This window comes from Oceanicola granulosus HTCC2516, assembly GCF_000153305.1.
In the GTDB taxonomy this organism is placed as follows: Bacteria; Pseudomonadota; Alphaproteobacteria; order Rhodobacterales; family Rhodobacteraceae; genus Oceanicola; species Oceanicola granulosus.
The window spans coordinates 2,326,572-2,350,147 of sequence record NZ_CH724107.1 but is presented as its reverse complement, the minus strand read 5'-3'; the positions used below and the strand labels follow the sequence as shown (position 1 = coordinate 2,350,147).

The 23,576-nt window shown below is 71.0% G+C and carries 22 protein-coding genes; 7 read left to right on the top strand and 15 right to left on the bottom strand.

Annotated elements, in window-relative coordinates:
* Window positions 1–16: 16 nt before the first annotated feature.
* Window positions 17–730 (bottom strand): ComF family protein, encoded by a 714-nt coding sequence (locus OG2516_RS11335; RefSeq protein ID WP_007255811.1) that lies wholly within the window; start codon window positions 728–730, stop codon window positions 17–19.
* A 29-nt stretch (window positions 731–759) separates the two neighbouring features.
* Between OG2516_RS11335 and OG2516_RS11330 the strand changes: the two genes are divergently transcribed.
* Entirely contained in the window at window positions 760–1,587 is an 828-nt protein-coding gene (locus OG2516_RS11330) for a methyltransferase domain-containing protein (protein ID WP_007255810.1), read from the top strand.
* A 49-nt stretch (window positions 1,588–1,636) separates the two neighbouring features.
* On the top strand, window positions 1,637–2,710 hold the full coding sequence (gene hemH, locus OG2516_RS11325; protein ID WP_007255809.1) for a ferrochelatase: 1,074 nt from the start codon (window positions 1,637–1,639) through the stop codon (window positions 2,708–2,710).
* Here the strand turns inward: hemH and OG2516_RS11320 are convergent.
* Together OG2516_RS11320 and OG2516_RS11315 are read right to left on the bottom strand one after the other, a co-directional pair.
* The gene (locus OG2516_RS11320) at window positions 2,697–2,903 is read right to left on the bottom strand and encodes a hypothetical protein (RefSeq protein WP_007255808.1); all 207 of its coding nucleotides are present in this window, start codon (window positions 2,901–2,903) and stop codon (window positions 2,697–2,699) included. The two genes, hemH and OG2516_RS11320, sit on opposite strands and share 14 nt — an antisense overlap.
* Before the next feature lie 87 nt (window positions 2,904–2,990).
* The gene (locus OG2516_RS11315) at window positions 2,991–3,557 is read right to left on the bottom strand and encodes a L,D-transpeptidase (protein ID WP_007255807.1); all 567 of its coding nucleotides are present in this window, start codon (window positions 3,555–3,557) and stop codon (window positions 2,991–2,993) included.
* 179 nt (window positions 3,558–3,736) lie between these two features.
* Here OG2516_RS11315 and dalA point away from each other — a divergent pair, with 179 nt between their 5' ends.
* On the top strand, window positions 3,737–4,318 hold the full coding sequence (gene dalA, locus OG2516_RS11310; RefSeq protein ID WP_040615155.1) for a divisome-associated lipoprotein DalA: 582 nt from the start codon (window positions 3,737–3,739) through the stop codon (window positions 4,316–4,318).
* A 41-nt stretch (window positions 4,319–4,359) separates the two neighbouring features.
* Here the strand turns inward: dalA and OG2516_RS11305 are convergent, their stop codons facing one another.
* The 7 genes from OG2516_RS11305 to hslO form a co-directional block, all read right to left on the bottom strand.
* Window positions 4,360–4,854, bottom strand: a complete 495-nt coding sequence (locus OG2516_RS11305) for a L,D-transpeptidase family protein (RefSeq protein WP_007255805.1) — start codon at window positions 4,852–4,854, stop codon at window positions 4,360–4,362.
* 77 nt (window positions 4,855–4,931) lie between these two features.
* Window positions 4,932–6,092, bottom strand: a complete 1,161-nt coding sequence (locus OG2516_RS11300) for a class I SAM-dependent RNA methyltransferase (protein ID WP_007255804.1) — start codon at window positions 6,090–6,092, stop codon at window positions 4,932–4,934.
* Window positions 6,093–7,946, bottom strand: a complete 1,854-nt coding sequence (locus OG2516_RS11295; protein WP_007255803.1) for an ABC transporter ATP-binding protein — start codon at window positions 7,944–7,946, stop codon at window positions 6,093–6,095.
* Entirely contained in the window at window positions 7,943–9,802 is a 1,860-nt protein-coding gene (locus OG2516_RS11290; RefSeq protein WP_007255802.1) for an ABC transporter ATP-binding protein, read from the bottom strand. The genes OG2516_RS11295 and OG2516_RS11290 overlap by 4 nt, the downstream gene beginning before the upstream one ends.
* Window positions 9,803–9,868: 66 nt before the next feature.
* On the bottom strand, window positions 9,869–11,020 hold the full coding sequence (locus OG2516_RS11285; protein WP_007255801.1) for a CCA tRNA nucleotidyltransferase: 1,152 nt from the start codon (window positions 11,018–11,020) through the stop codon (window positions 9,869–9,871).
* The gene (locus OG2516_RS11280; RefSeq protein WP_007255800.1) at window positions 11,017–11,598 is read right to left on the bottom strand and encodes a CoA pyrophosphatase; all 582 of its coding nucleotides are present in this window, start codon (window positions 11,596–11,598) and stop codon (window positions 11,017–11,019) included. The genes OG2516_RS11285 and OG2516_RS11280 overlap by 4 nt, the downstream gene beginning before the upstream one ends.
* Window positions 11,595–12,581: an Hsp33 family molecular chaperone HslO gene (gene hslO, locus OG2516_RS11275; protein ID WP_007255799.1), complete on the bottom strand. Its 987-nt coding sequence runs from the start codon at window positions 12,579–12,581 to the stop codon at window positions 11,595–11,597. The genes OG2516_RS11280 and hslO overlap by 4 nt, the downstream gene beginning before the upstream one ends.
* A gap of 71 nt (window positions 12,582–12,652) precedes the next feature.
* On the opposite strand from hslO, the gene OG2516_RS11270 reads away from it, so the two are divergent.
* The gene (locus tag OG2516_RS11270; protein WP_007255798.1) at window positions 12,653–13,114 is read left to right on the top strand and encodes an NUDIX hydrolase; all 462 of its coding nucleotides are present in this window, start codon (window positions 12,653–12,655) and stop codon (window positions 13,112–13,114) included.
* Here the strand turns inward: OG2516_RS11270 and OG2516_RS11265 are convergent.
* On the bottom strand, window positions 13,084–13,878 hold the full coding sequence (locus OG2516_RS11265) for a hypothetical protein (RefSeq protein ID WP_007255797.1): 795 nt from the start codon (window positions 13,876–13,878) through the stop codon (window positions 13,084–13,086). The two genes, OG2516_RS11270 and OG2516_RS11265, sit on opposite strands and share 31 nt — an antisense overlap.
* Before the next feature lie 118 nt (window positions 13,879–13,996).
* Here OG2516_RS11265 and OG2516_RS11260 point away from each other — a divergent pair, with 118 nt between their 5' ends.
* Complete coding sequence (locus OG2516_RS11260) at window positions 13,997–15,217, top strand: argininosuccinate synthase (RefSeq protein ID WP_007255796.1); 1,221 nt, start codon at window positions 13,997–13,999, stop codon at window positions 15,215–15,217.
* 76 nt (window positions 15,218–15,293) lie between these two features.
* Here OG2516_RS11260 and OG2516_RS11255 read toward each other — a convergent pair whose 3' ends face one another.
* Window positions 15,294–16,190: a D-amino acid aminotransferase gene (locus tag OG2516_RS11255; RefSeq protein ID WP_007255795.1), complete on the bottom strand. Its 897-nt coding sequence runs from the start codon at window positions 16,188–16,190 to the stop codon at window positions 15,294–15,296.
* Window positions 16,191–16,310: 120 nt separating this feature from the next.
* Here OG2516_RS11255 and msrA point away from each other — a divergent pair, with 120 nt between their 5' ends.
* Window positions 16,311–16,976, top strand: a complete 666-nt coding sequence (gene msrA / locus OG2516_RS11250; protein WP_007255794.1) for a peptide-methionine (S)-S-oxide reductase MsrA — start codon at window positions 16,311–16,313, stop codon at window positions 16,974–16,976.
* A 3-nt stretch (window positions 16,977–16,979) separates the two neighbouring features.
* On the opposite strand, the gene OG2516_RS11245 is transcribed toward msrA, so the two are convergent.
* Window positions 16,980–17,846 carry a ribokinase gene (locus OG2516_RS11245; RefSeq protein ID WP_007255793.1) on the bottom strand — a complete coding sequence of 289 codons (867 nt, stop codon included), beginning with the start codon at window positions 17,844–17,846 and terminating at the stop codon, window positions 16,980–16,982.
* Window positions 17,843–20,104 (bottom strand): NADP-dependent malic enzyme, encoded by a 2,262-nt coding sequence (locus OG2516_RS11240; RefSeq protein WP_007255792.1) that lies wholly within the window; start codon window positions 20,102–20,104, stop codon window positions 17,843–17,845. The genes OG2516_RS11245 and OG2516_RS11240 overlap by 4 nt, the downstream gene beginning before the upstream one ends.
* Window positions 20,105–20,241: 137 nt before the next feature.
* On the opposite strand from OG2516_RS11240, the gene mutS reads away from it, so the two are divergent.
* Window positions 20,242–22,890: a DNA mismatch repair protein MutS gene (mutS, locus tag OG2516_RS11235; RefSeq protein ID WP_007255791.1), complete on the top strand. Its 2,649-nt coding sequence runs from the start codon at window positions 20,242–20,244 to the stop codon at window positions 22,888–22,890.
* A 62-nt stretch (window positions 22,891–22,952) separates the two neighbouring features.
* On the opposite strand, the gene grpE is transcribed toward mutS, so the two are convergent.
* Window positions 22,953–23,573 carry a nucleotide exchange factor GrpE gene (gene grpE, locus OG2516_RS11230; RefSeq protein WP_007255790.1) on the bottom strand — a complete coding sequence of 207 codons (621 nt, stop codon included), beginning with the start codon at window positions 23,571–23,573 and terminating at the stop codon, window positions 22,953–22,955.
* Window positions 23,574–23,576 lie beyond the last annotated feature (3 nt).

Genomic DNA, 23,576 nt, shown 5'->3' with positions numbered 1-23,576 from the left:
GGGTCTCCTCCCCGACTTAGGCATCTTTGACGGCGCGGGCCAGTGTCAGCACGCAGACCCGGCCCGCGCCGGCCGCCCGCAGCGCCTCGGTGCTCGCGGCGAGCGTCGCGCCGGAGGTCATCACGTCGTCCACCAGCAGCACCGCGCCGCCTTCCTCGAGCCGGCGGCGCGGGTGCAGCGCGATGGCGTCGGCGAGGAGGGCGAAGCGCTCGGCATGGGAGCGCCCGGCGAGCGGGCGGGTGCGAACCCGGCGCACCAGCAGGTCGGGCGCGACGGGCAGGCCCAGCTCGCGGCCCAGCGCCTGCGCCAGCAGGGCGGACTGGTTGTAGCGCCGCCCGAGCAGCCGGGTCCGGTGCAGCGGCACCGGCACCAGCAGCGGCGCGGGCTCGAGCAGGGGCGCGGCCGCGCGCCCCAGCCAGCGCGCCGCCGGCCGGGCCAGTTCGGTGCGGTCGGCGCGCTTGAGCCGCAGCACCAGCTCGCGCGCCGCCTCGTCGTAGCGCAGCGCCGCCCGCCCCCTGTCCCACGGCCGCGCGGTGCGCAGGCAGTCGTCGCAATGGACCGGCACGCCCTCGTCGACCCCGGGCAGCGCCGTGCCGCACAGGTCGCACACCAGCCCGAACAGGAACGGCGTGCGCGCCCAGCAGGCCGGGCAGAGCCCCTGCTCCTCCACCGTCAGCTCCTCGCAGAGCAGGCACTGGGCCGGGTAGATCGCGCGCAGCAGGCTTTGCATCCCGTCGCTCCTCGCCTAGATCAGCGGCGATGACCGATGCTCCCCGCCTCACCGACCGCATCGCGCTGCAGCACCACCGCCGCCGCGCCGCCGCCGATCCGGCCCTGTTCCTGCAGGAGACCGTCGCCGACGAGGTCGAGGAAAGGCTGCAAGAGGTTAACAGGCAGTTTACCGCGCCCGCGATCGTGACCGGCTGGCCGCAGGTGTGGCAGGGCCGGCTGCCCGGCGCGGCGGTCGTCGGCGACGACGACACCCTCGCCCTCGCGCCCGGCGCGCACGACCTCGTGATCCATGGCCTCGCCCTGCACTGGGCCGACGACCCGGTCGGCCAGCTGGTCCAGTGCCGCCACGCCCTGCGCCCCGACGGGCTGCTGGTGGCGACCCTGTTCGCGGGGCAGACCCTGCACGAGCTGCGCGCCTGCCTGGCGGAGGCCGAGAGCCGCGTCACCGGTGGGCTGTCGCCGCGCGTCGCACCGATGGGGGAGGTCCGGGATCTCGGCGGGCTGCTGCACCGCGCCGGCTTCGCCCTGCCCGTCGCCGACGTGACCCACCTGCCCGTCAGCTACGAGACCCCGCTCCACCTGATGCGCGACCTGCGCGCGATGGGCGAACAGAACGCCCTCGCCGGCCGCCTGCGCCGCCCGACCCGCCGCGCGGTGCTGCTCGAGGCGATGGGGCTCTACGCGGAGCGTTTCGTCACCGACGGGCGCGTCGACGCCACCTTCGAAATCGTCACCCTGACCGGCTGGGCGCCGGCCGAGAGCCAGCCGCAGCCGCTCCGCCCCGGCTCCGCCAGGACCCGCCTCGCCGACGCGCTCGGTGCGACCGAACGACCGCTCGGGCCGCAGGACGATTGACCCGCCGAGGGCAGCGGTTATCTCTGGACCACAGCGACAGGAGGCCCGAGTGCTCGACAACCAGCCAACGGCCGTGCGGCCCCCCCACGCCCCCGACGACCACCCCAAGCTTCCGCGCGAGAAGGTCGGCATCCTGCTGGCCAATCTCGGCACGCCCGACGGCACCGACTACTGGTCGATGCGGCGCTACCTCAACGAATTCCTCTCCGACAAGCGGGTGATCGACTACTCGCGCTGGGTGTGGCAGCCGATCCTGCAGACCATCGTGCTCACCAAGCGCCCGTTCACCTCGGGCGCGGCCTACCGCTCGATCTGGAACGAGGAGGCCGACGAGAGCCCGCTCGCGACGATCACCAAGCAGCAGACCGCCGCCATCGCCGCCACCCTACGCACGCGCTTCGGCGACGAGACCGTCGTCGACTACTGCATGCGCTACGGCAACCCCTCGACGGAGTCGAAGGTGAAGGCGCTGATCGCGCAGGGCTGCCACCGGATCCTGTTCTTCCCGCTCTACCCGCACTATGCTGGCGCGACCTCGGCGACGGCCAACGACGCGTTCTTCGCCGCGCTGATGCGCGAGAAGTGGCAGCCGGTCGCCCGCGTGGTGCCGCCCTACTTCGAGGAGCCGACCTACATCGACGCCCTCGCCGCCTCCGTCGAGCGCGCCTACGCCGAGCTTGAGGCGCGGCCCGACGTCCTGCTCTGCTCCTACCACGGCCTGCCCGAGCGCTACCTGCGGGAGGGCGATCCGTACCATTGCCAGTGCCAGAAGACGACGCGCCTGCTGAAGGAGCGGCTCGGCTGGGGCGACGACGAGATCGCCACGACCTTCCAGTCGAAGTTCGGCCCGGAGGAGTGGCTCAAGCCCTACACCGTTGAGGAGGTGGCGCGGCTCGCGAAGGCGGGCAAGAAGCGCATCGCGGTCTGCGCGCCGGCGTTCTCGGCGGACTGCATCGAGACGCTCGAGGAGATCAACGAGGAGATCCGCGACAGCTTCCTCGAGGCCGGCGGCGAGAGCTTCACCTACATCCCCTGCCTCAACGACGACGCGGCGCACATCGCCGCGCTCTGCGGCGTCATCGAGGACAACCTGAAGGGCTGGCTCGACCCTATTCCGGGCTGACCGCCACCGCGATGATGCCGAGGAAGGCGAGCAGCACCAGCGTCTCGGCCGGGAACGAGCTGCCGCGGTTGGCTTCCTCGATGGTCAGCGGCGGCGGCGCATCGGGGACCAGCACGATCGGGTCCGCCGGCCCGTCGGCCTGTGCGGTGGTGGCGGCGAGGGCCAGGGCGGCGGCGAGGCTGAGGCGTGTCATGGATCCCTCCGGGTGGGCTGGCGGCCCTCCGCCAGCCGGGGGACCGTGAGCGCGACTGTTCACGCTCGCGCCGGCCAGATCAACCCGTCAGATCAACAGTACCTGCGTGCCCACCGCGGCGAGGCCGAACAGCTCGGCGATGTGCTCGTTGTAGAGCCCGATGCACCCGTTCGAGCTGCGCCGGCCGATCTTGCGCGTGTCGTGGGTGCCGTGGATGCGGTAATATTGCCACGACAGGTAGAGCGCGTGGGTCCCGAGCGGGTTGTCCGGACCGGGGCCGACATAGGTCGGCCAGTCCGGGTTGTTGGCGCGCATCGACGGCGTCGGCCGCCATTCCGGCCCCTCCACCTTGTGCACCACTTCCGTCCGGCCGAGGCGGGTCAGGTCGTCGCTGAGCGGCACGGAGGTGGGATAGAGCTTGTAGATCGCGGCATCCGGCGACCAGTAGTGCAGCGCCCGGCTCTGGATGTCGCACAGGATCGCGCCGTTCTCGAGGCTGGTGAAGTAGGGCCGCCAGTCGAGCGAGCGGAAGCTCGAGATGTTGCGGCGGATCGTCTGCGAGATGTCCTGCTCGATCTCGGTCGAGTTCTCCTGCGCCACGGCGGCGGCGCCGACGCTCGCGACACTGGCCGCGAGAAAGCCGCGGCGGGTCATCCTGCTCCGGGTCAACCTGGCCTCCTGTCGGTCTTGGTCGTTGCCCGCCTTCTACGGCAGCCCGCCGCGCCCGCGCAATTCACGCCACCGTCACGGCGCGCCGTCGCGGGCGATGTGGGTTTGAACGGCAACGGGCGAGGGGGTAAGCGGAAGACGCGTAGCAGGCAGGGGGACGGGCGATGAGGCGGATCTTGGCGACGGTCGGGGCGCTCGTGGCGCTGGCGGGTTGCGGCGGCGGCGGGCTCGACGGCCCGGCTCCGCAGGCGCGGCTCGGGCCGGACGGGATGCCGCTGCCGCAGGTCTACCGGATCGAGGAGGCCGACGCCGCCGAGGTGAAGGTCCGCCTGCTCGACGGCGTCAACGCGCTGCGCCAGGGCGCCGGGCTCGGCTTCGTCACCTACAGCCGCGCCCTCGACACCGCCGCGGCCTCCCACTCGCGCGACATGGCGAGGCAGAACCGGCCCTGGCACTTCGGCTCCGACGGCTCGTCGCCGCTCGACCGCGCCCGGCGCGTGGGCTACCCGGGCCTGATCCTCGGCGAGGCGATCTCCGAGACCTACGAGACCGAGCTCGAGACCCTCGCCGCCTGGATGCAGCAGCCCGACACCCGCGCGGTGATCCTCGACCCGCGCGCCCGGGAGCTGGGCTTCGCTTGGCATCAGGAGCCGGCGGGCAAGCTCTGGTGGACACTGGTACTCGGCTCGACGGCGATTCCCGCGCCGGCGCCCTCGCCGATCCCGGCGGCGGTGACGACGGAGTGAGGGAGGCGTAGGCCGGGCTTCAGCCCGGCCCCGCGTCCGTCTCAGGGATAGATCACGATCGGCGTGCCGTCCTGCACCATCGCGTAGATCTCCTCCACCGCGTCGTTGCTCACCGCGATGCACCCGGCGGTCCAGTCGGTGCGGTCCGCGAAGAGCTTCGGCGTGCCGTGGATGAAGATGTCGCCGCCCGGCTCGAGACCGGCCTCGAGGGCGCGCGCGATGTCTTCCTCGTCGGGATAGGAGATGCCGATGGAGAGATGGTAGTCGCTGTTCGGGTTGCGGCGGTCGATGTAGTAGACGCCCTCCGGCGTGCGCCCGTCGCCCTCGAAGTACTTGTGGCCCTGCGGCGCGAAACCCATCTCGAAGTCGTAGGTCTTGAGCACCCGGGTGCCGCTCATCAGCGCCATCACCCGGTCGGTCTTCCAGACCTGCACGGAAGTCACCGGCGGTCCGTTGTAGGTGCGGAACTTGCTCGGCGCGCACGACGCGAGCAGCGTCAGCCCCACCATCAGGAGAACCAGTCGGATCGCGTTCATGTGCCTGCCCCGCGCCTGCTACGAGCTTTTTCGCCGCTATAGCCGAAAGCGGGGGAGCCGCCTAGCTGGTCAGGCCATCACAGGCGTGTGACCGCGCATGCAAGCTCGACGTGGGTGGACCAGCGGAACTGGTCGACGACGGTGATCGGCCCGAGGCGGAAGCCCGCCTCCACCAGCGTCTGCGCGTCGCGCGCGAAGGTGACGGGATTGCAGGAGATCATGGCGATCCGCGTGAGGCGCGACCGGGCGAGCTCGGCGACCTGCGCCTGCGCGCCGGCGCGGGGCGGGTCGATGACGGCGGCGTCGAAGCGGGCGAGGTCGTCGGCGATGAGCGGGTTGCGGAACAGATCCCGCGCCTCGGTCGTGACCCTCTTGAGCCCGCCGCCCGTCTCGCGCCAGCCCCGGTCGAGGGCGGCGAGCATCGGCGCGTAGGTCTCGACGGCGTGGACCTCGGCGCGCTCGGCGAGCGGCAGGCTGAAGGTGCCGCAGCCGGCGAACAGGTCCACCACCCGCTCCGCGTCGCCGACCGCCGCGCGCACCACGTCGAGCAGCGCCGCCTCGCCGTCGGCCGTGGCCTGCAGGAACGCCCCCGGCGGCGGCGCGACGGCGGCGCGACCGAAGGTCTGGACCGGCGGCAGGCGGGTGACGATGGGCTCCTCGCGGTAGACGAGCCGCGACAGGCCCTGATCCTGCGCGAAGGCGGCGAGCGCGACGCGCAGCTCGGCCGTCAGCTCCTTGCCGTTGCCGATGTGCAGGTCGGGGCCGTTCGCGGTGTCGGTGACGGTGAAATCGACCTCGCCCTTGCGCGAGCCGATCAGCGGCATCAGCGCCTCGAGCGCGGGCACCAGCGCGACGAGCCGGGGGCGCAGGATCTGGCACTGCGGCACCTCGACCAGCACGTCGGACGCGCGCGCGTGGAAGCCGACGAGGCTGCGCTTCTTCATCCGCCGCCCCGACAGCTTGGCGCGGCGTCGCGAGAACGGGGGCGAGGTGGCGATGCCGGCGATCTCCGCCTCGAGCCCGCGCGCCTTGAGCGCCTGCACCACCCGGCCGATCTTCCATTCGGCGACGAAGGCGTCGTCGGCGTGCTGCAGCGCGCAGCCCCCGCAGAGGTGGTAGTGTGGGCACGGCGGCGTCTGGCGGTGCGGCGAGGTGCGGGCGGTGACGTTGCCCTCGCCGTCGATCTCGTCGCCCGGCAGCGCGATCTGCCCCGCCCGCGCTGCCGCTGCGGCCGCCATCTACTCCGCCGCCTCGCGCACGAAGCCGCCCGATTGCCGGGTCCAGTAGCGTGCGTAGAGGCCGCCCTCCGCGAGCAGCGACTCGTGGTCGCCCTCCTCCACGATGCGGCCCTCGTCGAGCACCACGATCCGGTCCATCCCGGCGATGGTCGAGAGCCGGTGCGCGATGGCGATGACGGTCTTGCCCTCCATCGCCCGCTCCAGCGCCGCTTGAATAGCCGCCTCGACCTCGGAGTCGAGCGCCGACGTCGCCTCGTCGAGCACCAGGATCGGCGCGTCCTTCAGCATCGCCCGCGCCAGTGCCACCCGCTGCCGCTGCCCGCCCGAGAGCTTGACGCCGCGCTCGCCGAGATGCGCGTCGTAGCCGGTGCGGCCCTTGTGGTCGCGCAGCGTCTCGATGAAGCCCTGCGCCTCGGCCCGTTCCGCGGCGCTGGCCAGCTCGTCGTCGCTGGCGTCGGGGCGGCCGTAGAGGATGTTGTCGCGCGCGGAGCGGTTGAACATCGCCGTCTCCTGCGTGACCATCCCGATGGCCTGCCGCAGGCTCTGCTGCGTGACGTGGGCGATGTCCTGCCCGTCGATGTTCACCGCGCCGTCCTCCGGGTCGTAGAGCCGCATCAGCAGCGCCACCAGCGTCGACTTGCCCGCCCCCGACGCGCCGACGATGGCGAGCTTCTCGCCCGGGCGGACCGTCAGGCTCAGGTCGCGCACGCCGCCGACGCCGTGGCCGTAGCCGAAGGTCACCCGGTCGAAGACGATCTCGCCCTCGCGGACCTCGAGCGGACGCGCGCCGGGCCTGTCGGTGAGGCCGTGGGCCGGGGTGAGGGTGCGCATCGCGTCCTCGACCTCGCCGATGTGGCTGTAGATGGCGAGCAGGGTGAAGCTGATCCAGCCGGTCATCTGCGCCAGCCGGATCGCCACCGCGCCCATCGCCGCGATGTCGCCCGCGCTGACGCCGCCGCCCGGACCCGCGACGAGGCCCGCGCCGACCAACGCGATGGGCAGCGTGCCGGCGAGGAACACCAGCCCGAGCCGGAACAGGGTCGATACGCGGCCAAACTCCGTCGAGCGCTCCTCGAACGATTCCATCGCGCCCAGCGCCGCGCGGTCCTCGTGTTCGGCCTGCGCGAAGAGCTTGACCGTCTTGATGTTGGTGATCGTGTCGACAACCTGCCCCGTCACCATCGCCCGCGCCGCCGCCCGCGCCTTGGAGCGCACGCGGATGCGCGGCAGGAAGACCCGCAGGAACAGCGCGTAGCAGGCGAGCCAGACCAGCAGGATCGGCACGAAGGCGAGGCTGATCGATCCGACCAGTACCGCCGCGCCGATCGCCGAGGCGAGGCCGAAGACGATGGCGTTGACCGTCTCGACGACGCTCTCCGTCAGCGAGCGCGCGGCCTGCATCTGCTTCTGCGCCAGCCGCCCGGCGAAGTCGTTGTCGAAGAACGTGACCGAGTGGCCCAGCGTCCAGCGGTGCAGCCGCGACAGGGTCAGGGTGAAGACCGACGGGTTGATGACGACCGCCTGGAACGTTGCCGTCGCGCCGAAGAACAGCGGGCGCAGGATGAGCAGCGTCACCACCGACAGGATCACCAGCCACGCATATTCGTCCCAGAACGCCGCCCAGCCCGTCGCCGAGGCGTCGACGGCGCGGCCGAGCAGCCACATCGTCAGCACCTCCGACGCGCCGGTGAAGGCCGAGATCAGCATCGCCGCGCCGAGGATCGGCCACGCGCCGCGCAGGCACCAGCGCATGAAGGCGGCGAGGCTCTGCGGCGGCGGGCCGTCGGCGGGCTGGACGCTCTGGATCAGGCCGGAGGCCCAGCCGATCCATCTGTCGTAGGCTTTGGCGATCATTCGGCGGCCTCCGGGTCGTCCTCGAAATCGGCGCCGAGGAACCCGCCCGACTGCCGGCTCCACAAGGTGGCGTAGAGACCGCCTCGGGCAAGCAGCGTGTCGTGCGGTCCGTCCTCGATGATGCGGCCCTCGTCCATCACCACGATCCGGTCCATCCGCGCGATGGTCGACAGCCGGTGCGCGATGGCGATGACCGTCTTGCCCTCCATCATTCCGTAGAGCGTCTCCTGAATCGCTGCCTCGACCTCGCTGTCGAGCGCCGACGTCGCCTCGTCGAGCACGAGGAGCGGCGCGTCCTTCAGGATCACCCGCGCCAGCGCAATCCGCTGCCGCTGCCCGCCCGACAGCTTCACCCCGCGCTCGCCGACCTGGGCGTCGTAGCCGCTGCGCCCGGTTCCGTCCTCGAGGCCGAGGATGAAGTCGTGCGCCTCGGCGCGGCGCGCGGCCTCGATCATCTGCTCTTCGCTCGCGCCGGGATTGCCGTAGAGGATGTTGTCGCGCACCGAGCGGTGCAGCAGCGCGCTGTCCTGCTGGACCATGCCGATGGCGCGCCGCAGGCTGTCCTGCGTGACGCGCGAGATGTCCTGTCCGTCGATCTCGATCCGGCCGGCCTCGGCGTCGTAAAACCGCAGGAGCAGCTTCACGAGGGTCGATTTGCCCGCCCCCGAGCGGCCGACCAGCCCGACCTTCTGCCCCGGCGGGATCGACAGGGTCACCCGGTCGAGCCCGCCGGTGCGCTTGCCGTAATGGTGGCTCAGCCCGCGAACGTCGAGCCGGCCCTCCGTCACCGCCAGCTCCCGCGCATCGGGCGCGTCGGTGAGGGTGACGGGCTGGCTGATCGTCTCCATCCCCTCGGCGACGATGCCGAGGTTGCGGAACAGGTTGGTCACGGCGAACATGATCCACCCGGTCATCGCCGACAGCCGCAGCGTCAGCGCCGAGGCGGCGGCGACGATGCCGACGGTGGCGTTGCCGTTGAGGTAGATCAGCGTCGCCCAGCCGACCACGGCGACGAGCAGCACGCCGTTGATCACCGTCAGGCCGATGTCCATCTTCGAGAAGATCCGCTGCTCGTTCCTGACGGTGTGCAAGGTCTTGTCGATCGCGCCCCTGGCGTAATCGACCTCGGTGTCGTGGTGGGCGAACATCTTCACCGAGTTGATGTTGGTGTAGCTGTCCACCACCCGTCCGGTGAATTCAGAGCGCGCGTCCGAGCTCGCCTTCGCCGCCGGCTCGACCCGGCGCACCGTCCAGCGCAGCAGCCCGATGTAGAGCAGCAGCCAGAAGCCGAGCGGCCACAGCAGGATTGGGTCGGCGCCCCACAGCAGGACGGCCGCGCCGATGGTGTAGGCGGCGGCGTAGCTGACGGCGTCGAACACCTGGAACACCGCCTCGACGGTGGCGGTCGGCGTCTGGGCAATGCGGTTGGCGATGCGCCCGGCGAAGTCGTTCTCGAACCAGCCGACGGACTGGCGCAGCACGTGCCGGTGCGAGCGCCAGCGCACCAGCGCGCCGAGGTTGGGCACCATCGTGTTGTTCAGCAGCATCGCGTGGATCGAGTAGATCACCGGCCGGATCAGCAGCAGGAACAGCGCCACGGCGACGAATTCCACGCCGTAGAGCGCCCAGACCTCGCCGCGCGGCGTCGTGGTCAGCACGTCGACGAAGCGGCCGAGATACCAGATCTGCCAGACCTCGATGGCCGCGACGACGCCGGCGACGAACGCAGTCCAGCCCAGCATCTTGCGGAACGGGCGCAGGTAGTCCTTCAGAAACGGCCAAAGCCGCTGCGGGGGGCGGTCGACGTCCTCATACGGCGTATAGGGATCGACGAGGCTTTCGAAGAAACGGAACACGACGGGCCTCTCGGGTTGCCACCGGCATATAGACCGATCGGTTCGCTTGGGAAACCTGTCACCGCCTCAGGCGAGCAGCGCCTCGCGGCCGAGGGCGAAGCCGCTGGCGATCCAGCGCGCCTCCGCGTCGCGCAGCGCCTGGCCCAGCGCCGGGCCCTGGTGGCGGTCGATGAGGTCGGCGGCGGTGAGAGGGAAGGTCTGCTTTGCCCCGTGGCGGGTGGCGTCGGCGTCCTCGGGGGCGACGGGCCGCACCTCCATCGCGCCGCGCAGCGCCAGCACGTCGAGCGCCACCGCCGCGCCGAGGCGGTAGCCGAGCTCGCCCGGGCCGGCCTCCGAACCCAGCGCCTCGCGCAGGGTACGCAGCCGCTTCGCCTCGTCCTTGGAGAGCCGCAGCGCCGTGTCGGCGTCCTGCCCGCCCAGCGCGGCGAGCCGGCGCGGCCAACCGGGCGCGAGCCCCGCCCGCTCCTCGAGATCGACCAGCACCGCGAGCTGCCCCGCTCCCGCACCGGGCAGCACCTGCGCCAGCGCCCCGCAGGCCTCCATCGCGGCGACGGCGGGCGCGGGATCCGGCGCGGCGAGCAGGCGGAGCATCTCGTGCCCGATCCGTTCGCGCGATAGCCCGGCGACGCCCTCGACATGCTGCGCACAGGCCGCCAGCCCGTCGGCATCCAGCCCCGCGCCGGCGTCGCCGTACCAGGCGTGGAAGCGGAAGAAGCGCAGGATGCGGAGGTAATCCTCGCGGATGCGTGCCTCGGCGTCGCCAATGAAGCGCACCTGCCGCCGCCGCAGGTCGGGCAGCCCGCCGATGGGGTCGGCGATGGTGCCGTCGGGGGCGGCGTAGAGGGCGTTCATGGTGAAGTCGCGGCGACGGGCATCCTCCTCGAGGCTGTCGGCGAAGGCCACCACCGCGCGCCGCCCGTCGGTCTCGACATCGCGGCGGAAGGTGGTGACCTCGTAGGGCGCGCCCTCCACCACCAGCGTCACCGTGCCGTGCGCGATGCCGGTGGGGATCGCCTTCAGCCCCGCCGCCTCGGCCAGCGCCAGCACCCGCTCGGGATGGGCGTTAGTTGCGAGATCGAGGTCGCTCACGGGCGCGCCGATCAGCGCGTTGCGCACGCAACCGCCGACGAACCAGGCCTGATAGCCCGCGTCGGTCAGCAGGTTGCAGACCACCCGGGACGCCGGCCGCGTCAGCCACTCCGCCTCGAGCCGGGTCACAGCCGCACCGCCAGTCCGCGCAGCATCCGCGCCGTCGCGCCCCAGATGTAGTAGGGGCCGAAGGGCACCACCCAGTAGCGCCGCACCAGCCCGCGCCAGGCGCGACATTCGACCCTGTACCGGCCCAAGTCGGTCAGGACCGCGAACGGCACCTCGAAGACTTCCGCCACCTCGCCCGCCTCAGGGCGTGGCTCGAACTCCCCGTCTACCAGCCCCACGAACGGCGACACGGCAAAGCCCGTCACCGTCTCGTGCACCGGAAGCGCGCCGAGGATCTCGACGCGCCCGTGCGGCAGCCCGATCTCCTCCTCGCTCTCGCGCAGCGCCGCATCGACCGGCGCCGGATCGGTCGGCTCCTGCTTGCCCCCGGGGAACGAGACCTGCCCGGGATGGTGCTTCAGCTTCGGCGAGCGCACGGTCAGCAGGACCGTCTCGGCGGGCGTGATCGCCATGAGCACCCCCGCCGGACGCAGCTCGCGCCCGGCGGGTAGAACGGTGTCGGGGTTCAGGTCGTAGTCGGACGAGCCGTCGCTCGGCTTGGCGAGGGCGTCCGCGAGGCGCTCCCGCAGCCGGCTCACGGCTCTTTCGTCGCCTGGAAGCCGAGGGTGGCCGGGTCGAACTCGTAGTGCGCCCCGCAGAACTGGCAATCGGCGGTGACCCTGCCCTCGTCGGTCGTCATGTAGGCGATGTCCTTGGCCGAGTAGATCGACAGGGACTGGCGCACGCGGTCGGCCGAGCAGGTGCAGCCGAACTTGACCGCCTGCGGATCGAACACCCGCGGCGCTTCCTCGTGGAACAGCCGCACGAGCAGCTCCGTCGGCTGCACCGACGGGCCGATGAGCTCGAGATCCTCGACCGTGTCGAGGTGGATGTTGGCGCGGTTCCAGTTCTCCTCGTCGTCGCCCTCGACGATATCGCTCGCCGCGAGCAGCCCCTCTTCGCCCGACCCGCCGCCGGTGGCGTGGGGCGAGGCCTTGGGCATGTGCTGCAGCATCACGCCCCCGGCCCGCCAGCTCTCGACGCCGCCGGGCACGGACGACTGGCCGTAGCTCAGCGAGAACCGCGTCGGCAGCTGCTCGGACTGGGCGAAATACGTCTCTGCACAGGCCCGAAGCGAGCCGCCCGCGATGGGCGTGATCCCCTGGTATGGCGTCATCCCCTCGCCCTGGTCGATCAGCACCGCGAAATAGCCCTTGCCGATCTGCGCGAAAGCGTCGCCGGCCTCGTCGAGCCGGTCCTTGTCGTAGCTGGCATAGGCCCGGATCCGCGCCGGCTCGCCGTCCTTGCTCGGACCGTAGTAATCGGTGGCGATCAGGCGCGCCGGACCGTCGCCGCGCACCTGGAGCGACAGCTTCCAGCGCAGCTTGATGGTCTGACCGATCAGCGCGGTGAGCAGCGCCATCTCGGCGACGAGCGCCTCGATGACGGGCGGGTAGTCATGCTGGGCGAGGACGGAATCGAGCACCCCGTCGAGCCGGGCGATCCGGCCCCGGATGTCCGAGCGGTCGAGCTGAAACGGCAGGACGGTATCGTCCCAGGCAATCTGAGAGCCGAGGGTCATGTGGCTTTCCTAACCTGACGGGGATTGGCATACCGCGTCCATATAAGTGTCACAAGCCGAGGTGAAACCCCATGATGCGCCGCTACGGACAGCCCGCCATAGCGGGGTTGCGCTACCGGCATCGCCCCGGCGTCTACGCGCTGCTGCCGCGTGACGGCCGGCTGCTCGTGACGTTCCAGGCCGAGCCGGTGCCCGAGGTGCAGTTTCCCGGCGGCGGCATCGACCCGGGCGAAGCGACGGTCCGGGCGCTGCACCGGGAGGTTTTCGAGGAGACCGGCTGGTCGATCGCGCGGCCGCGCCGGATCGGCTCGTTCCGCCGCTTCGCCTGGATGCCGGACTACGATTTCTGGGCCGAGAAGGTCTGCCACCTCTACGTCGCCCGCCCCGTCCGCCGCCTCGGCCCGCCGCTCGAGGCGGGCCACAGCGCGCTGTGGCTGACGCCCGACGAGGCGCTCGACCGGCTCGACAACCCCGGCGAGCGCGACGCGCTCGCCCGCTTCGTTCAGACCAGCGCGCGCTTCTCGACGAGGTGACCGAACAGCGTCGTCAGCACGCTCAGGCCCACCATCATCGTGAACCAGTCCACCACCAGCGCCAGCACCGTGCCGACCACCCCGCCCCCGAACGGCAGCGCGACGAGGCTCAGCGCGAAGTTCAGCAGCGCCAGCAACAGCGACACGCCGACGATGTCGCTCGAGAGCGGCTTGGTGATCCGCCAGCTCTCGCCCATCGACATCGGCCGCCCGATCGCCGCCGCCGGCAGGATCAGCGCCCAGCGCAGCCAGAAGTAGCTGAACACCACGCCCAGCAGGATGCCGGCGAGCGCCGCGCCGAAGAACTCGTTGAGCATCACCAGCGGCGTCGCCACCAGACCGACGACCAGTGAGAGCGGGATGAAGACCAGCATCAGCACCACGGCCAGCCCCACCGACTTGCCCACGTAGGGCCAGATCGGCCGCCCCGACACGGCGGGCACCGGGTCGGGATACTCCTCCAGCAGGATGAAGCGGTGCCAGGTGACGGCGACCCAGCCGAGGATGAACAGCGCCAGCGGCAGCATCACCAGCAGGATCAGCAGCGCGCTGCCCGGGTTGAGCAGGGCCGTCTCGTCGAAGGTGTCCGCCCCGCCCGGCGTCGACGCCGCGGCGAGCAGCAGCCGCAGGTCGGTGCCGAGCGCCATCGACAGGCCCACCACGACGGCGACGCCGATCAGGATCGGCGCGACCGATGCCTTGATCGCGTCTTGGAAATTGTTCAGCACCATCAGCACCGCATGGCGCACGATCTGGACCGACATGCTCACCCTCCCGTTGTCGCGGCAACCAGACCCCGCCCGGCGACGACGGTCAAGCGGCCAGCTTGCCCTGCCCCTGAATAGACGTTACCCCGCGCCAGGTTCAGAGACGGAGACTGTGATGCCCGCGCCCAAGAAGGTCGTGCTTGCCTATTCCGGCGGCCTCGACACCTCGATCATCCTGAAATGGCTGCAGACGGAGTACGGCTGCGAGGTCGTGACCTTCACCGCCGACCTCGGCCAGGGCGAAGAGCTCGAGCCCGCGCGCAAGAAGGCCGAGATGATGGGCGCGAGCTCCATCCACATCGAGGACCTGCGCGAGGAGTTCGTGCGCGACTTCGTCTTCCCGATGTTCCGCGCCAACGCGCTCTACGAGGGGCTCTACCTGCTCGGCACCTCCATCGCCCGGCCGCTGATCTCCAAGCGCCTCGTGGAGATCGCCGCCGCCGAGGGCGCCGACGCCGTGGCCCACGGCGCGACCGGCAAGGGCAACGACCAGGTCCGCTTCGAGCTGGCCGCCTACGCGCTCGACCCCGACATCAAGGTCATCGCGCCGTGGCGCGAGTGGGACCTGTCCTCGCGCACCCGGCTCATCGAGTTCGCCGAGAAGCACCAGATCCCGATCGCCAAGGACAAGCGCGGCGAGGCTCCCTTCTCCGTCGACGCCAACCTGCTGCACACGTCCTCCGAGGGGAAGGTGCTGGAAAACCCCGCCGACGAGGCGCCCGACTACGTCTACCAGCGCACGGTGAACCCGGAGGACGCGCCCGATACGCCCGAGATGGTGGAGATCACCTTCGAGAAGGGCGACGCGGTGGCGATCGACGGCGAGCAGCTCTCGCCCGCGACGATCCTGACCCGGCTCAACGAGCTCGGCGGCAAGCACGGGATCGGACGGCTCGACCTCGTGGAGAACCGCTTCGTCGGCATGAAGAGCCGCGGCGTCTACGAGACGCCGGGCGGCACGATCCTGCTGGAGGCGCACCGGGGCATCGAGCAGATCACGCTCGATTCCGGCGCGGGGCACCTGAAGGACTCGATCATGCCGCGCTACGCCGAGCTGATCTACAACGGCTTCTGGTTCTCCCCGGAGCGCGAAATGCTGCAGGCGCTGATCGACCGGAGCCAGGAGCTCGTCTCCGGCACCGTGCGGCTCAAGCTCTACAAGGGCGCCGCCCGCACCGTGGCGCGCTGGTCGGACAACTCGCTCTATTCCGAGGCGCACGTCACGTTCGAGGACGACCTCGGCGCCTACGACCAGACCGACGCGGCCGGCTTCATCCAGCTCAACGCGCTGCGGCTGAAGCTGGTGGCCGCGCGCAAGCGGCGGCTCAAGGGCTGACACGTGGCAGGGGGGCGCTGCCCCCCGCCGCCTGCGGCGACTCCCCCCGGGATACTTCGAGGACAGAGACGGCTTGTCAGGGCGCGACGAGGGCCTTGTAAAGCTGACGGATCCGCTGCGTCACCGGGCCGGCCTCGCCGGTGCCGATGGTGCGGCCGTCGATGACGCCGACCGGGGTCTGGGCGCCGAAGGTGCCGGTGAGGAAGGCCTCGTCGGCGCCGTAGGTCTCGACGAGCGAGAAGTTCTTCTCGAAGACGGGGATGGCGTTCGCTCGGCAGATCTCAATGACCTTGCGGCGGGTGATGCCGTTCATGCAGTAGTCGCCCGTCGAGGTCCAGACCTCGCCCCTGCGCACGATGAAGAAGTTGCAGGCGTTGGTGGTGTTCACGAAGCCGTGGACGTCGAGCATCAGCGCCTCGTCGGCCCCGGCCTTCTCGGCGGCGATGCAGGCGAGGATGCAGTTGAGCTTGGAGTGCGAGTTGAGCTTCGGGTCCTGGCTCATCGGCAGGCCGCGCAGGTGGGGCACGGTGGCGAGGCGGATGGGGCGGCCGATGGCGGGGCGGGAATGCTCCATCACGATCACGACCGTCGGCCCGCTCCGCGACAGCGACGGGTGCTGGAACGGGCGGTGCTTGAGCCCGCGCGTCACCATCAGGCGCGCGTGGGCGTCGGTGGTCATCCGGTTGGCGCGCTGCGTCTCGTGAAGCGCCGCCACGACCTCGTCGCGGCGCATGCCGATATCGAGGTCGATGGCGCGGGCCGCCTCGAACAGCCGGTCCAGGTGCTCGTCGACGAAGGTCCAGCGCCCGTCGTAGAGCCGCAGCCCCTCCCAGACGCCGTCGCCGAGCATGAAGCCGGAATCGTAGACGTTGACGACCGCCTCCGGCCGCGGCTTGAGCGCGCCGTTGACCCAGACGAGCACGCGCTCGTTGCGGGCGTCTTCCTCGGCGGCGTGGGTGCTCGTGTCGGTCATCTCCGGCACGCTAGGCCCGGGGCGGGGATGTTCCAAGAAGTAATAACGCCGTGACCGCACGGCTCCTTGTGTTGCCGGGGCCGTGTCTGCGGCACAGCTACACGGCCAAAGGAGGACCACATGCCGAACCTGAACAACCAGCCCCTGCGCGGGCTTCTGCTTTCCGCCGCCGTCGCTGCCGGGGCCTGGCTCCAGGCCGGGCCGGCGCTGGCGCAGGCCGACTCCACCCTCACCGTCGCCGGGGGCTGCTTCTGGTGCGTCGAGGCCGACTTCGAGCGGGTCACGGGCGTGACCGAAGCCGTGTCGGGCTACACCGGCGGCAGCGTCGAGAACCCGACTTACCGGGAGGTGACGCGCGGCGGCACCGGGCACTACGAGGCGGTCGAGATCATGTACGACAGCGACGTCGTCGACCGGCGGCGGCTGCTCAACCTGTTCTTCCGCTCGATCGATCCCACCGACGCCGGCGGGCAGTTCTGCGACCGGGGCGAGAGCTACCGGACAGCGGTGTTCGTCGCTTCCGAGGAAGAGCGCCAGATGGCGGAGGCGGCCAAGGCGGCGGCGGAGGCCGAGCTGGGGCAGGAGATCGTGACGCCGATCCTGGACCTGGCCGAGTTCTACGAGGCCGAGGACTACCACCAGGATTATTACAAGGGCGAGCAGATCGTCCTGACGCGCGGCGGACCGAAGAGCCAGGCCAGCGCCTACAAGTTCTACCGCGAGGGCTGCCGCCGCGACGAGCGTATCCGCGAGCTCTGGGGCGACGACGCGCCGTTCCTGCCCTGACCGTCAGCCGGCGAAGGCCCGGACCTCGTCGAGGGTCGGGATCACGTCGGAGGTGCCGTGGCGCGTCACCATCAGCGCCCCGGCCCGCCCCGCCAGTTCGAGCGCGGCGGGCATGGACAGACCCCGTTCCAGCGCCGCGAGGGTGTAGCCGGTGAAGGTGTCGCCCGCGCCGGTGGTGTCGACGGGCTCGACCGGGACGGCATCGAAGTGCTGCACGCCGCCGGGGCCGATCCAGTCGCAGCCGTCGGCGCCGAGGGTGATGACCACGTCGCGCACGCCGAGGTCGGCCGGGGCCTGCCCCGTCGCCTGCGTGAGCTGCTCGGCCTCGACGCGGTTGAGGAACAGCATGTCGAGCGTCGGGAGCACGGCCTTCACGGCGTCGGCGTCGAACGGCGCGGCGGCATAGGTGACGGCGAGGCCGAGGGCCTTGGCCTCGCGCGCCGCCTCGGCCTGCAGGTTGGTCTCGTTCTGAAGCAGCAGCCTGTCGCCCGGCCCGGCCTCGGCGAGCGCCGCCATGACCGCATCGTGGCGCAGGGCGCGATTTGCGCCGGGATAGAGAATGATCGTGTTCTCGCCATCGGCATCGACCGCGATCAGCGCCTGCCCCGTCACCTCCTCGAGCTCCGCGATGAAGCCGATATCGACTCCCGCCGCGCGCAGCCGCTCGACGGTCCAGCCGCCGTCAGGGCCGACGGCGCCGATGTGGCGCACCGTGCCGCCGGCGCGGGCGATCGCGACCGACATGTTGGTGCCCTTGCCGCCGAGGAACACTTCGCGACCGGTGGAGGAGAGCGTCTCGCCCGGAGCGGGGATGTGCGGGACGGCGAAGACGATGTCGATGTTGATCGAGCCAAGGTTGAGAACGGTCATCTGTCGTCGACCTTGCTGGCCGCGATGACGGCCATGTTGAGGATGTCCGTGACCGTCGAGACGGTGGAGCAGATCTGGATCGGCTTGTGCACCCCGGCGAGGATCGGGCCGATCACCGTCGCGCCGCCCATCTCCTGCAGCAGCTTGACCGAGATCGACGCCGAGTGCCGCGCCGGGACGACGAGCACGTTGGCCGGGCCGGTAAGGCGGCTGAACGGGTAGTGCTCGGCGGCGCGGGTGTTGAGCGCGACGTCGACGGTCATCTCGCCCTCGTACTCGAAGTCCACGCCGCGCGCGTCGAGCACGCGGGGGGCCTGGTGCATCTTGGTGGCGCGCTCGGAGACCGGGTAGCCGAAGGTGGAAAAGCTGACGAACGCCACCCGCGGCACCAGCCCCAGCGTGCGCGCGACAGCGGCGCCGCGCTCGGCGATGACGGCGAGGTCGGTCTCGTCGGGCCATTCATGGACCAGCGTGTCGGCGATCAGCACGATCCGTCCGCGCGCCAGCACCGCCGACACGCCGACCGCGCCGTCGTGGGGGCCGGCGTCGAAGACGTGGTTAATCAGCTCGAGCACGTGTGCCGACTTGCGCGTGGCCCCGGTGACCATCGCGTCGGCATGGCCGTGCGCGAGCATCAGCGACGCGAAGACGTGGCGGTCGCGCGCCGCGAGGCGGTGGACGTCCTGCTGGTCGTGGCCCTTGCGCTGGAGCCGCTCGTAGAGGAAGCGCTTGTAGGTCTCCAGGTGGTCGGTGTTGGCGGCGTTGACGATGGTCAGCTCGCGCGCCGCGTCGGCGAGGCCCTCGGCCTCCAGCTTCGTCTTCACGTCGCTCTCGCGGCCGACGACGAGGCTGCGCCCGTATCCCGAGCGCTGGTAGAGCACCGCCGCCTTGAGCACGCGCGGATCGTCGCCCTCGGCGAACAGCACCGTGCCCTGCGCGGCGCGGGCGCGGGCGTAGATGCCGCGCAGGATGCTCGCGGTCGGGTCCATCCGGCCCTTCAGCGCGGTCTCGTAGCCGTCCATGTCGATGATCGGCCGCCGGGCGACGCCGGTCTCCATGCCGGCGCGGGCGACGGCGGGGGGAATGCGGTAGATCAGGCGCGGGTCGAACGGCGTGGGGATGATGTAGTCGCGCCCGAAGGCGAGCTTGCGGCCGTAGGCGACGCCGACCTCGTCGGGCACGTCCTCGCGCGCCAGCGCCGCAAGCGCCTCGGCGCAGGCGATCTTCATCTCGTCGTTGATCGCCCGGGCGTGGATGTCGAGCGCGCCGCGGAACAGGTAGGGGAAGCCCAGCACGTTGTTGACCTGGTTGGGATAGTCGCTCCGCCCGGTGGCGACGATGGCGTCGACCCGCACCGCGTGTGCCTCCTCGGGGGTGATCTCGGGATCTGGGTTGGCCATCGCGAAGATCACCGGGTTGTCGGCCATCGAGGCGACCATCTTCTCGGTCACCGCGCCCTTGGCGGAGACCCCGAGGAACACGTCGGCGCCGTCCATCGCCTCTTCCAGGCTGCGCAGGTCGGTCTTGACCGCGTGCGCCGACTTCCACTGGTTCATCCCCTCGGTGCGGCCCTGGTAGATCACGCCCTTGGTGTCGCAGACGATGCAGTTCTCGGGCCGCGCGCCCATCGACTTCAGCAGCTCGATACAGGCGATGCCCGCCGCGCCGGCGCCGTTGAGGACGATCTTCACGTCCTCGATCTTCTTGTTCGAGATGTGCAGCGCGTTGATCAGCCCGGCGGCGCAGATCACCGCGGTGCCGTGCTGGTCGTCGTGGAAGACCGGGATGTCCATCTCTTCCTTGAGCCGCTGCTCGATGATGAAGCACTCGGGCGCCTTGATGTCCTCGAGGTTGATGCCGCCGAAGGTCGGCCCCATCAGCCGCACCGCGTCGCAGAAGGCGTCCGGATCCTCGGTGTCGAGCTCGATGTCGATCGAGTTGACGTCGGCGAAGCGCTTGAACAGCACCGACTTGCCTTCCATCACCGGCTTGCCGCCGAGCGCGCCGAGGTTGCCGAGCCCCAGCACCGCGGTGCCGTTGGAGATCACCGCCACCAGGTTGCCCTTGTTGGTGTAATCGTAGGCCAGCTCGGGGTTCGCGGCGATCGCCTCGCACGGGACGGCGACGCCGGGCGAATAGGCGAGCGACAGGTCGCGCTGGGTCGTCATCGGGACGGTGGGCTGCACCTCCCACTTCCCGGGCGACGGTTCCATGTGAAACGCGAGCGCATCCTCGGGCGTGAAGCGGGCCTTGGCCATGGTATCCTCCCTGTCGGCCCTTGTTGTTAGCGGGCGAACGGGCGCGGGGGCAACTGGCGTTATTTCGGCTTTCGCCCGGATCCGGGGCTTTGTAGGGTCGCCGCCCAAGGCTTTGGGCCAGCGTCTGGGGGCACAGCATGAGCACAGCGGCGGGCGGCGTGACGCCGATGATGGCGCAATACCTGGAGATCAAGCAGGCGAACCCGGACTCGCTGCTGTTCTACCGGATGGGCGACTTCTACGAGATGTTCTTCGACGACGCCGTCGCCGCGGCCGAGGCGCTCGACATCGCGCTGACCAAGCGCGGCAAGCACCTGGGCGAGGACATCGCCATGTGCGGGGTGCCGGTCCACGCCGCCGAGGGCTACCTGCTGACGCTGATCCGCAAGGGCTTCCGCGTCGCCATCGCCGAGCAGCTCGAAGACCCGGCGGAGGCGAAGAAGCGGGGCGCGAAGTCGGTCGTGAAGCGCGACGTGGTGCGGCTGGTGACGCCCGGCACGCTGACCGAGGAAAGCCTGCTCGACGCGCGTCGCCACAACTTCCTTGCCGCCTACGCCACGGTACGCGACGAGGGCGCGCTGGCGTGGGTCGACATCTCCACGGGAGCGCTGTCGGTGATGACCTGCTCGGCGATGCGGCTGGGGCCGGAGCTGGCGCGGCTGGGGGCGCGGGAAGTGCTGCTGGCGGAGACGATCGAGGCGGATTACGCCGAGATGGTCTCTGATCTGGGCGCCGCCGTGACGCCGCTCGGGGCGACGTCGTTCGATTCCACCTCCGGCGAGCGACGGCTCTGCGAGATCTTCCGGGTCGGCTCGCTCGAGGGGTTCGGGACGTTCACGCGCGCCGAGATCTCGGCGCTGGCGGGGCTGGTGGCGTATCTCGAGATCACCCAGCGCGGCAAGCTGCCGCTGCTGCGTCCGCCGGTGAAGGAGGGTGCGCGGGCGGCGATGCAGATCGACGCCGCCACCCGGCGCTCACTGGAGTTGACCTCGGCGATGACCGGCGGGCGCGCGGGCTCGCTGCTTGGTGCGGTCGACCGCACCGTCACCGCCGGCGGCGCGCGCCTGCTCGAGCGGCGGCTCTCGGCGCCCTCGTGCCAGCTCGACCGGATCCGCGACCGGCAGGCGGCTGTCGCCGCGATGGTCGAGGAGGCCACCCTCGCCGAACCACTGCGCGAGGCGCTGCGCGGTGTGGCCGATATCGACCGCGCCCTGTCGCGGCTGGCGCTGGAGCGCGGCGGCCCGCGCGACATGGCGGGGCTGCGCAACTCGCTGGCGCAGGCGGTGGAGATCGCCGGGCTGCTCGAGGGGCGCGACCTGCCCGAGCTGCTGGCCGACGCCGCGCGCGACCTGGTCGGGCACGACATGCTGCTGGCGCTGCTCGAAGCGGCGCTGGTCGCGGAGCCGCCGCTGCTCGCGCGCGACGGCGGCTTCGTCGCGCCGGGGCACGACCCGGACCTCGACGAGGCGCGCCGGCTGCGCGACGAGGGCCGCTCGGTCATCGCGGGAATGCAGGCGGAGTATGCGCGCCAGACCGGGATCGCGAGCCTGAAGATCAAGCACAACAACGTGCTCGGCTACTTCATCGAGACCACCGCCACACACGCCGAGAAGATGCTCGCGCCACCGCTGTCCGACAGCTTCATTCACCGCCAGACCACGGCCAGCCAGGTCCGCTTCACGACGGTGGAGCTGTCGGAGCTCGAGACCAAGATCCTGAACGCGGGCGCGCGGGCGCTGGAGATCGAGAAGCGGCTCTATGCCAGCCTGAGAGAAGCGATGCTCGACGAGGCCGCGCGGCTTTCGGAGCTGGCGCGCGCGCTGGCGGAGATCGACCTCGCCTGCGGCCTCGCCGACCTGGCGCGGGCGCGGGACTGGTGCCGGCCGGTGGTCGACGACAGCCGCGCCTTCGAGGTCTGTGGCGGGCGGCACCCGGTCGTAGAAGAGGCGCTGCGGCGCGACGGCGCGCCGTTCGTCGCCAACGACTGCGACCTCGGCGAAGCCCCGATCCACCTGCTCACCGGCCCCAACATGGCGGGCAAGTCCACCTACCTGCGCCAGAACGCGCTGATCGCCGTGCTCGCCCAGGCAGGCGCCTACGTGCCGGCGGAGAGCGCGCATGTCGGCATCGTCAGCCAGCTGTTCAGCCGGGTCGGCGCGTCGGACGATCTCGCGCGCGGGCGGTCGACCTTCATGGTCGAGATGGTCGAGACCGCCGCGATCCTGAACCAGGCCGACGACCGCGCGCTGGTGATCCTCGACGAGATCGGCCGCGGCACCGCCACCTACGACGGACTGTCGATCGCCTGGGCGACGCTCGAGCACCTGCACGAGGTCAACCGCTGCCGGGCGCTGTTCGCGACGCACTACCATGAGATGTCGGCCCTGGCGGGCAAGCTCGCGGGGGTGGAGAACGCGACGGTCGCGGTGAAGGAATGGGAAGGCGAGGTGGTCTTCCTGCACGAGGTCCGTCGCGGCACGGCGGACCGGTCGTACGGGGTGCAGGTCGCGCGGCTGGCGGGGCTGCCGGACAGCGTGATCGAGCGGGCGCGGGTCGTGCTCGAGGCGCTGGAGGCCGGCGAGCGCGAGGGTGGCGGCGCGCGGCGGGCGGTGATCGACGACCTGCCGCTCTTCGCCGCCGCCCCGCCGCCGGCCCCGGTGTCCCCCGTGAAACCGTCGGGCGTCGAGGCACGCCTCGAGGAGGTGCTGCCCGACGAGCTGAGCCCGCGGGACGCGCTGGCGCTGGTCTACGAGCTGAAGGCGATGGTGGGGGGCAAGCCGGGCTGAAGCCCGGCCTACGGGCAATGGTCCGGTAAGCCGGGCTTCAGCCCGGCACCGTCCCGGCCGCGTCAGGACGCGGGCGTGCTGCTCACGCCGACCTGCGCGGGCCGCAGAAGGCGGTCGTGCAGGAGGAAGCCCGTCGCCATGACTTGGATGATGTCGCCGGCCTTGGTGTCGGGGACCGGGGCCTCGAACATCGCCTGGTGCATCTGCGGGTCGAACTTGTCGCCCACCTCGGGCGAGATCGGCTCGATTCCGTGCTTCTTGAAGACGTTCAGCAGCTCGCGCATCGTCAGCTCGACGCCTTCGAGCAGCGCCTTGCTGATTTCCTTCTGCTCCTCCGTCGCCGTCTCGAGCGCGCGGGAGAGGTTGTCGTAGACCGGCAGCATGTCGCGGGCGAGCTTGGAGCCGCCGTAGGTCTCGGCCTCGCGGCGGTCGCGCTCGGCGCGCTTGCGGGTGTTCTCCGCGTCGGCGAGCGCACGCACGAAGCGGTCCTTCAGATCGTCGCGCTCGGCGCGCAGCGCTTCCAGCTCGTCGGCCCCGGCGGCGGCGTCGCCCGCGGGCGCGGCCTCGTCGCTCTCCTGCGCCTCGGGCGCGGACTCGTAGACCTCGTCGGCGGCCTCGCTGTCGCCGCGCAGCTCGGCGGCCACTTCTTCCATGAATTCCTGCTCGGTCTTCGGCTTTGCCATCGT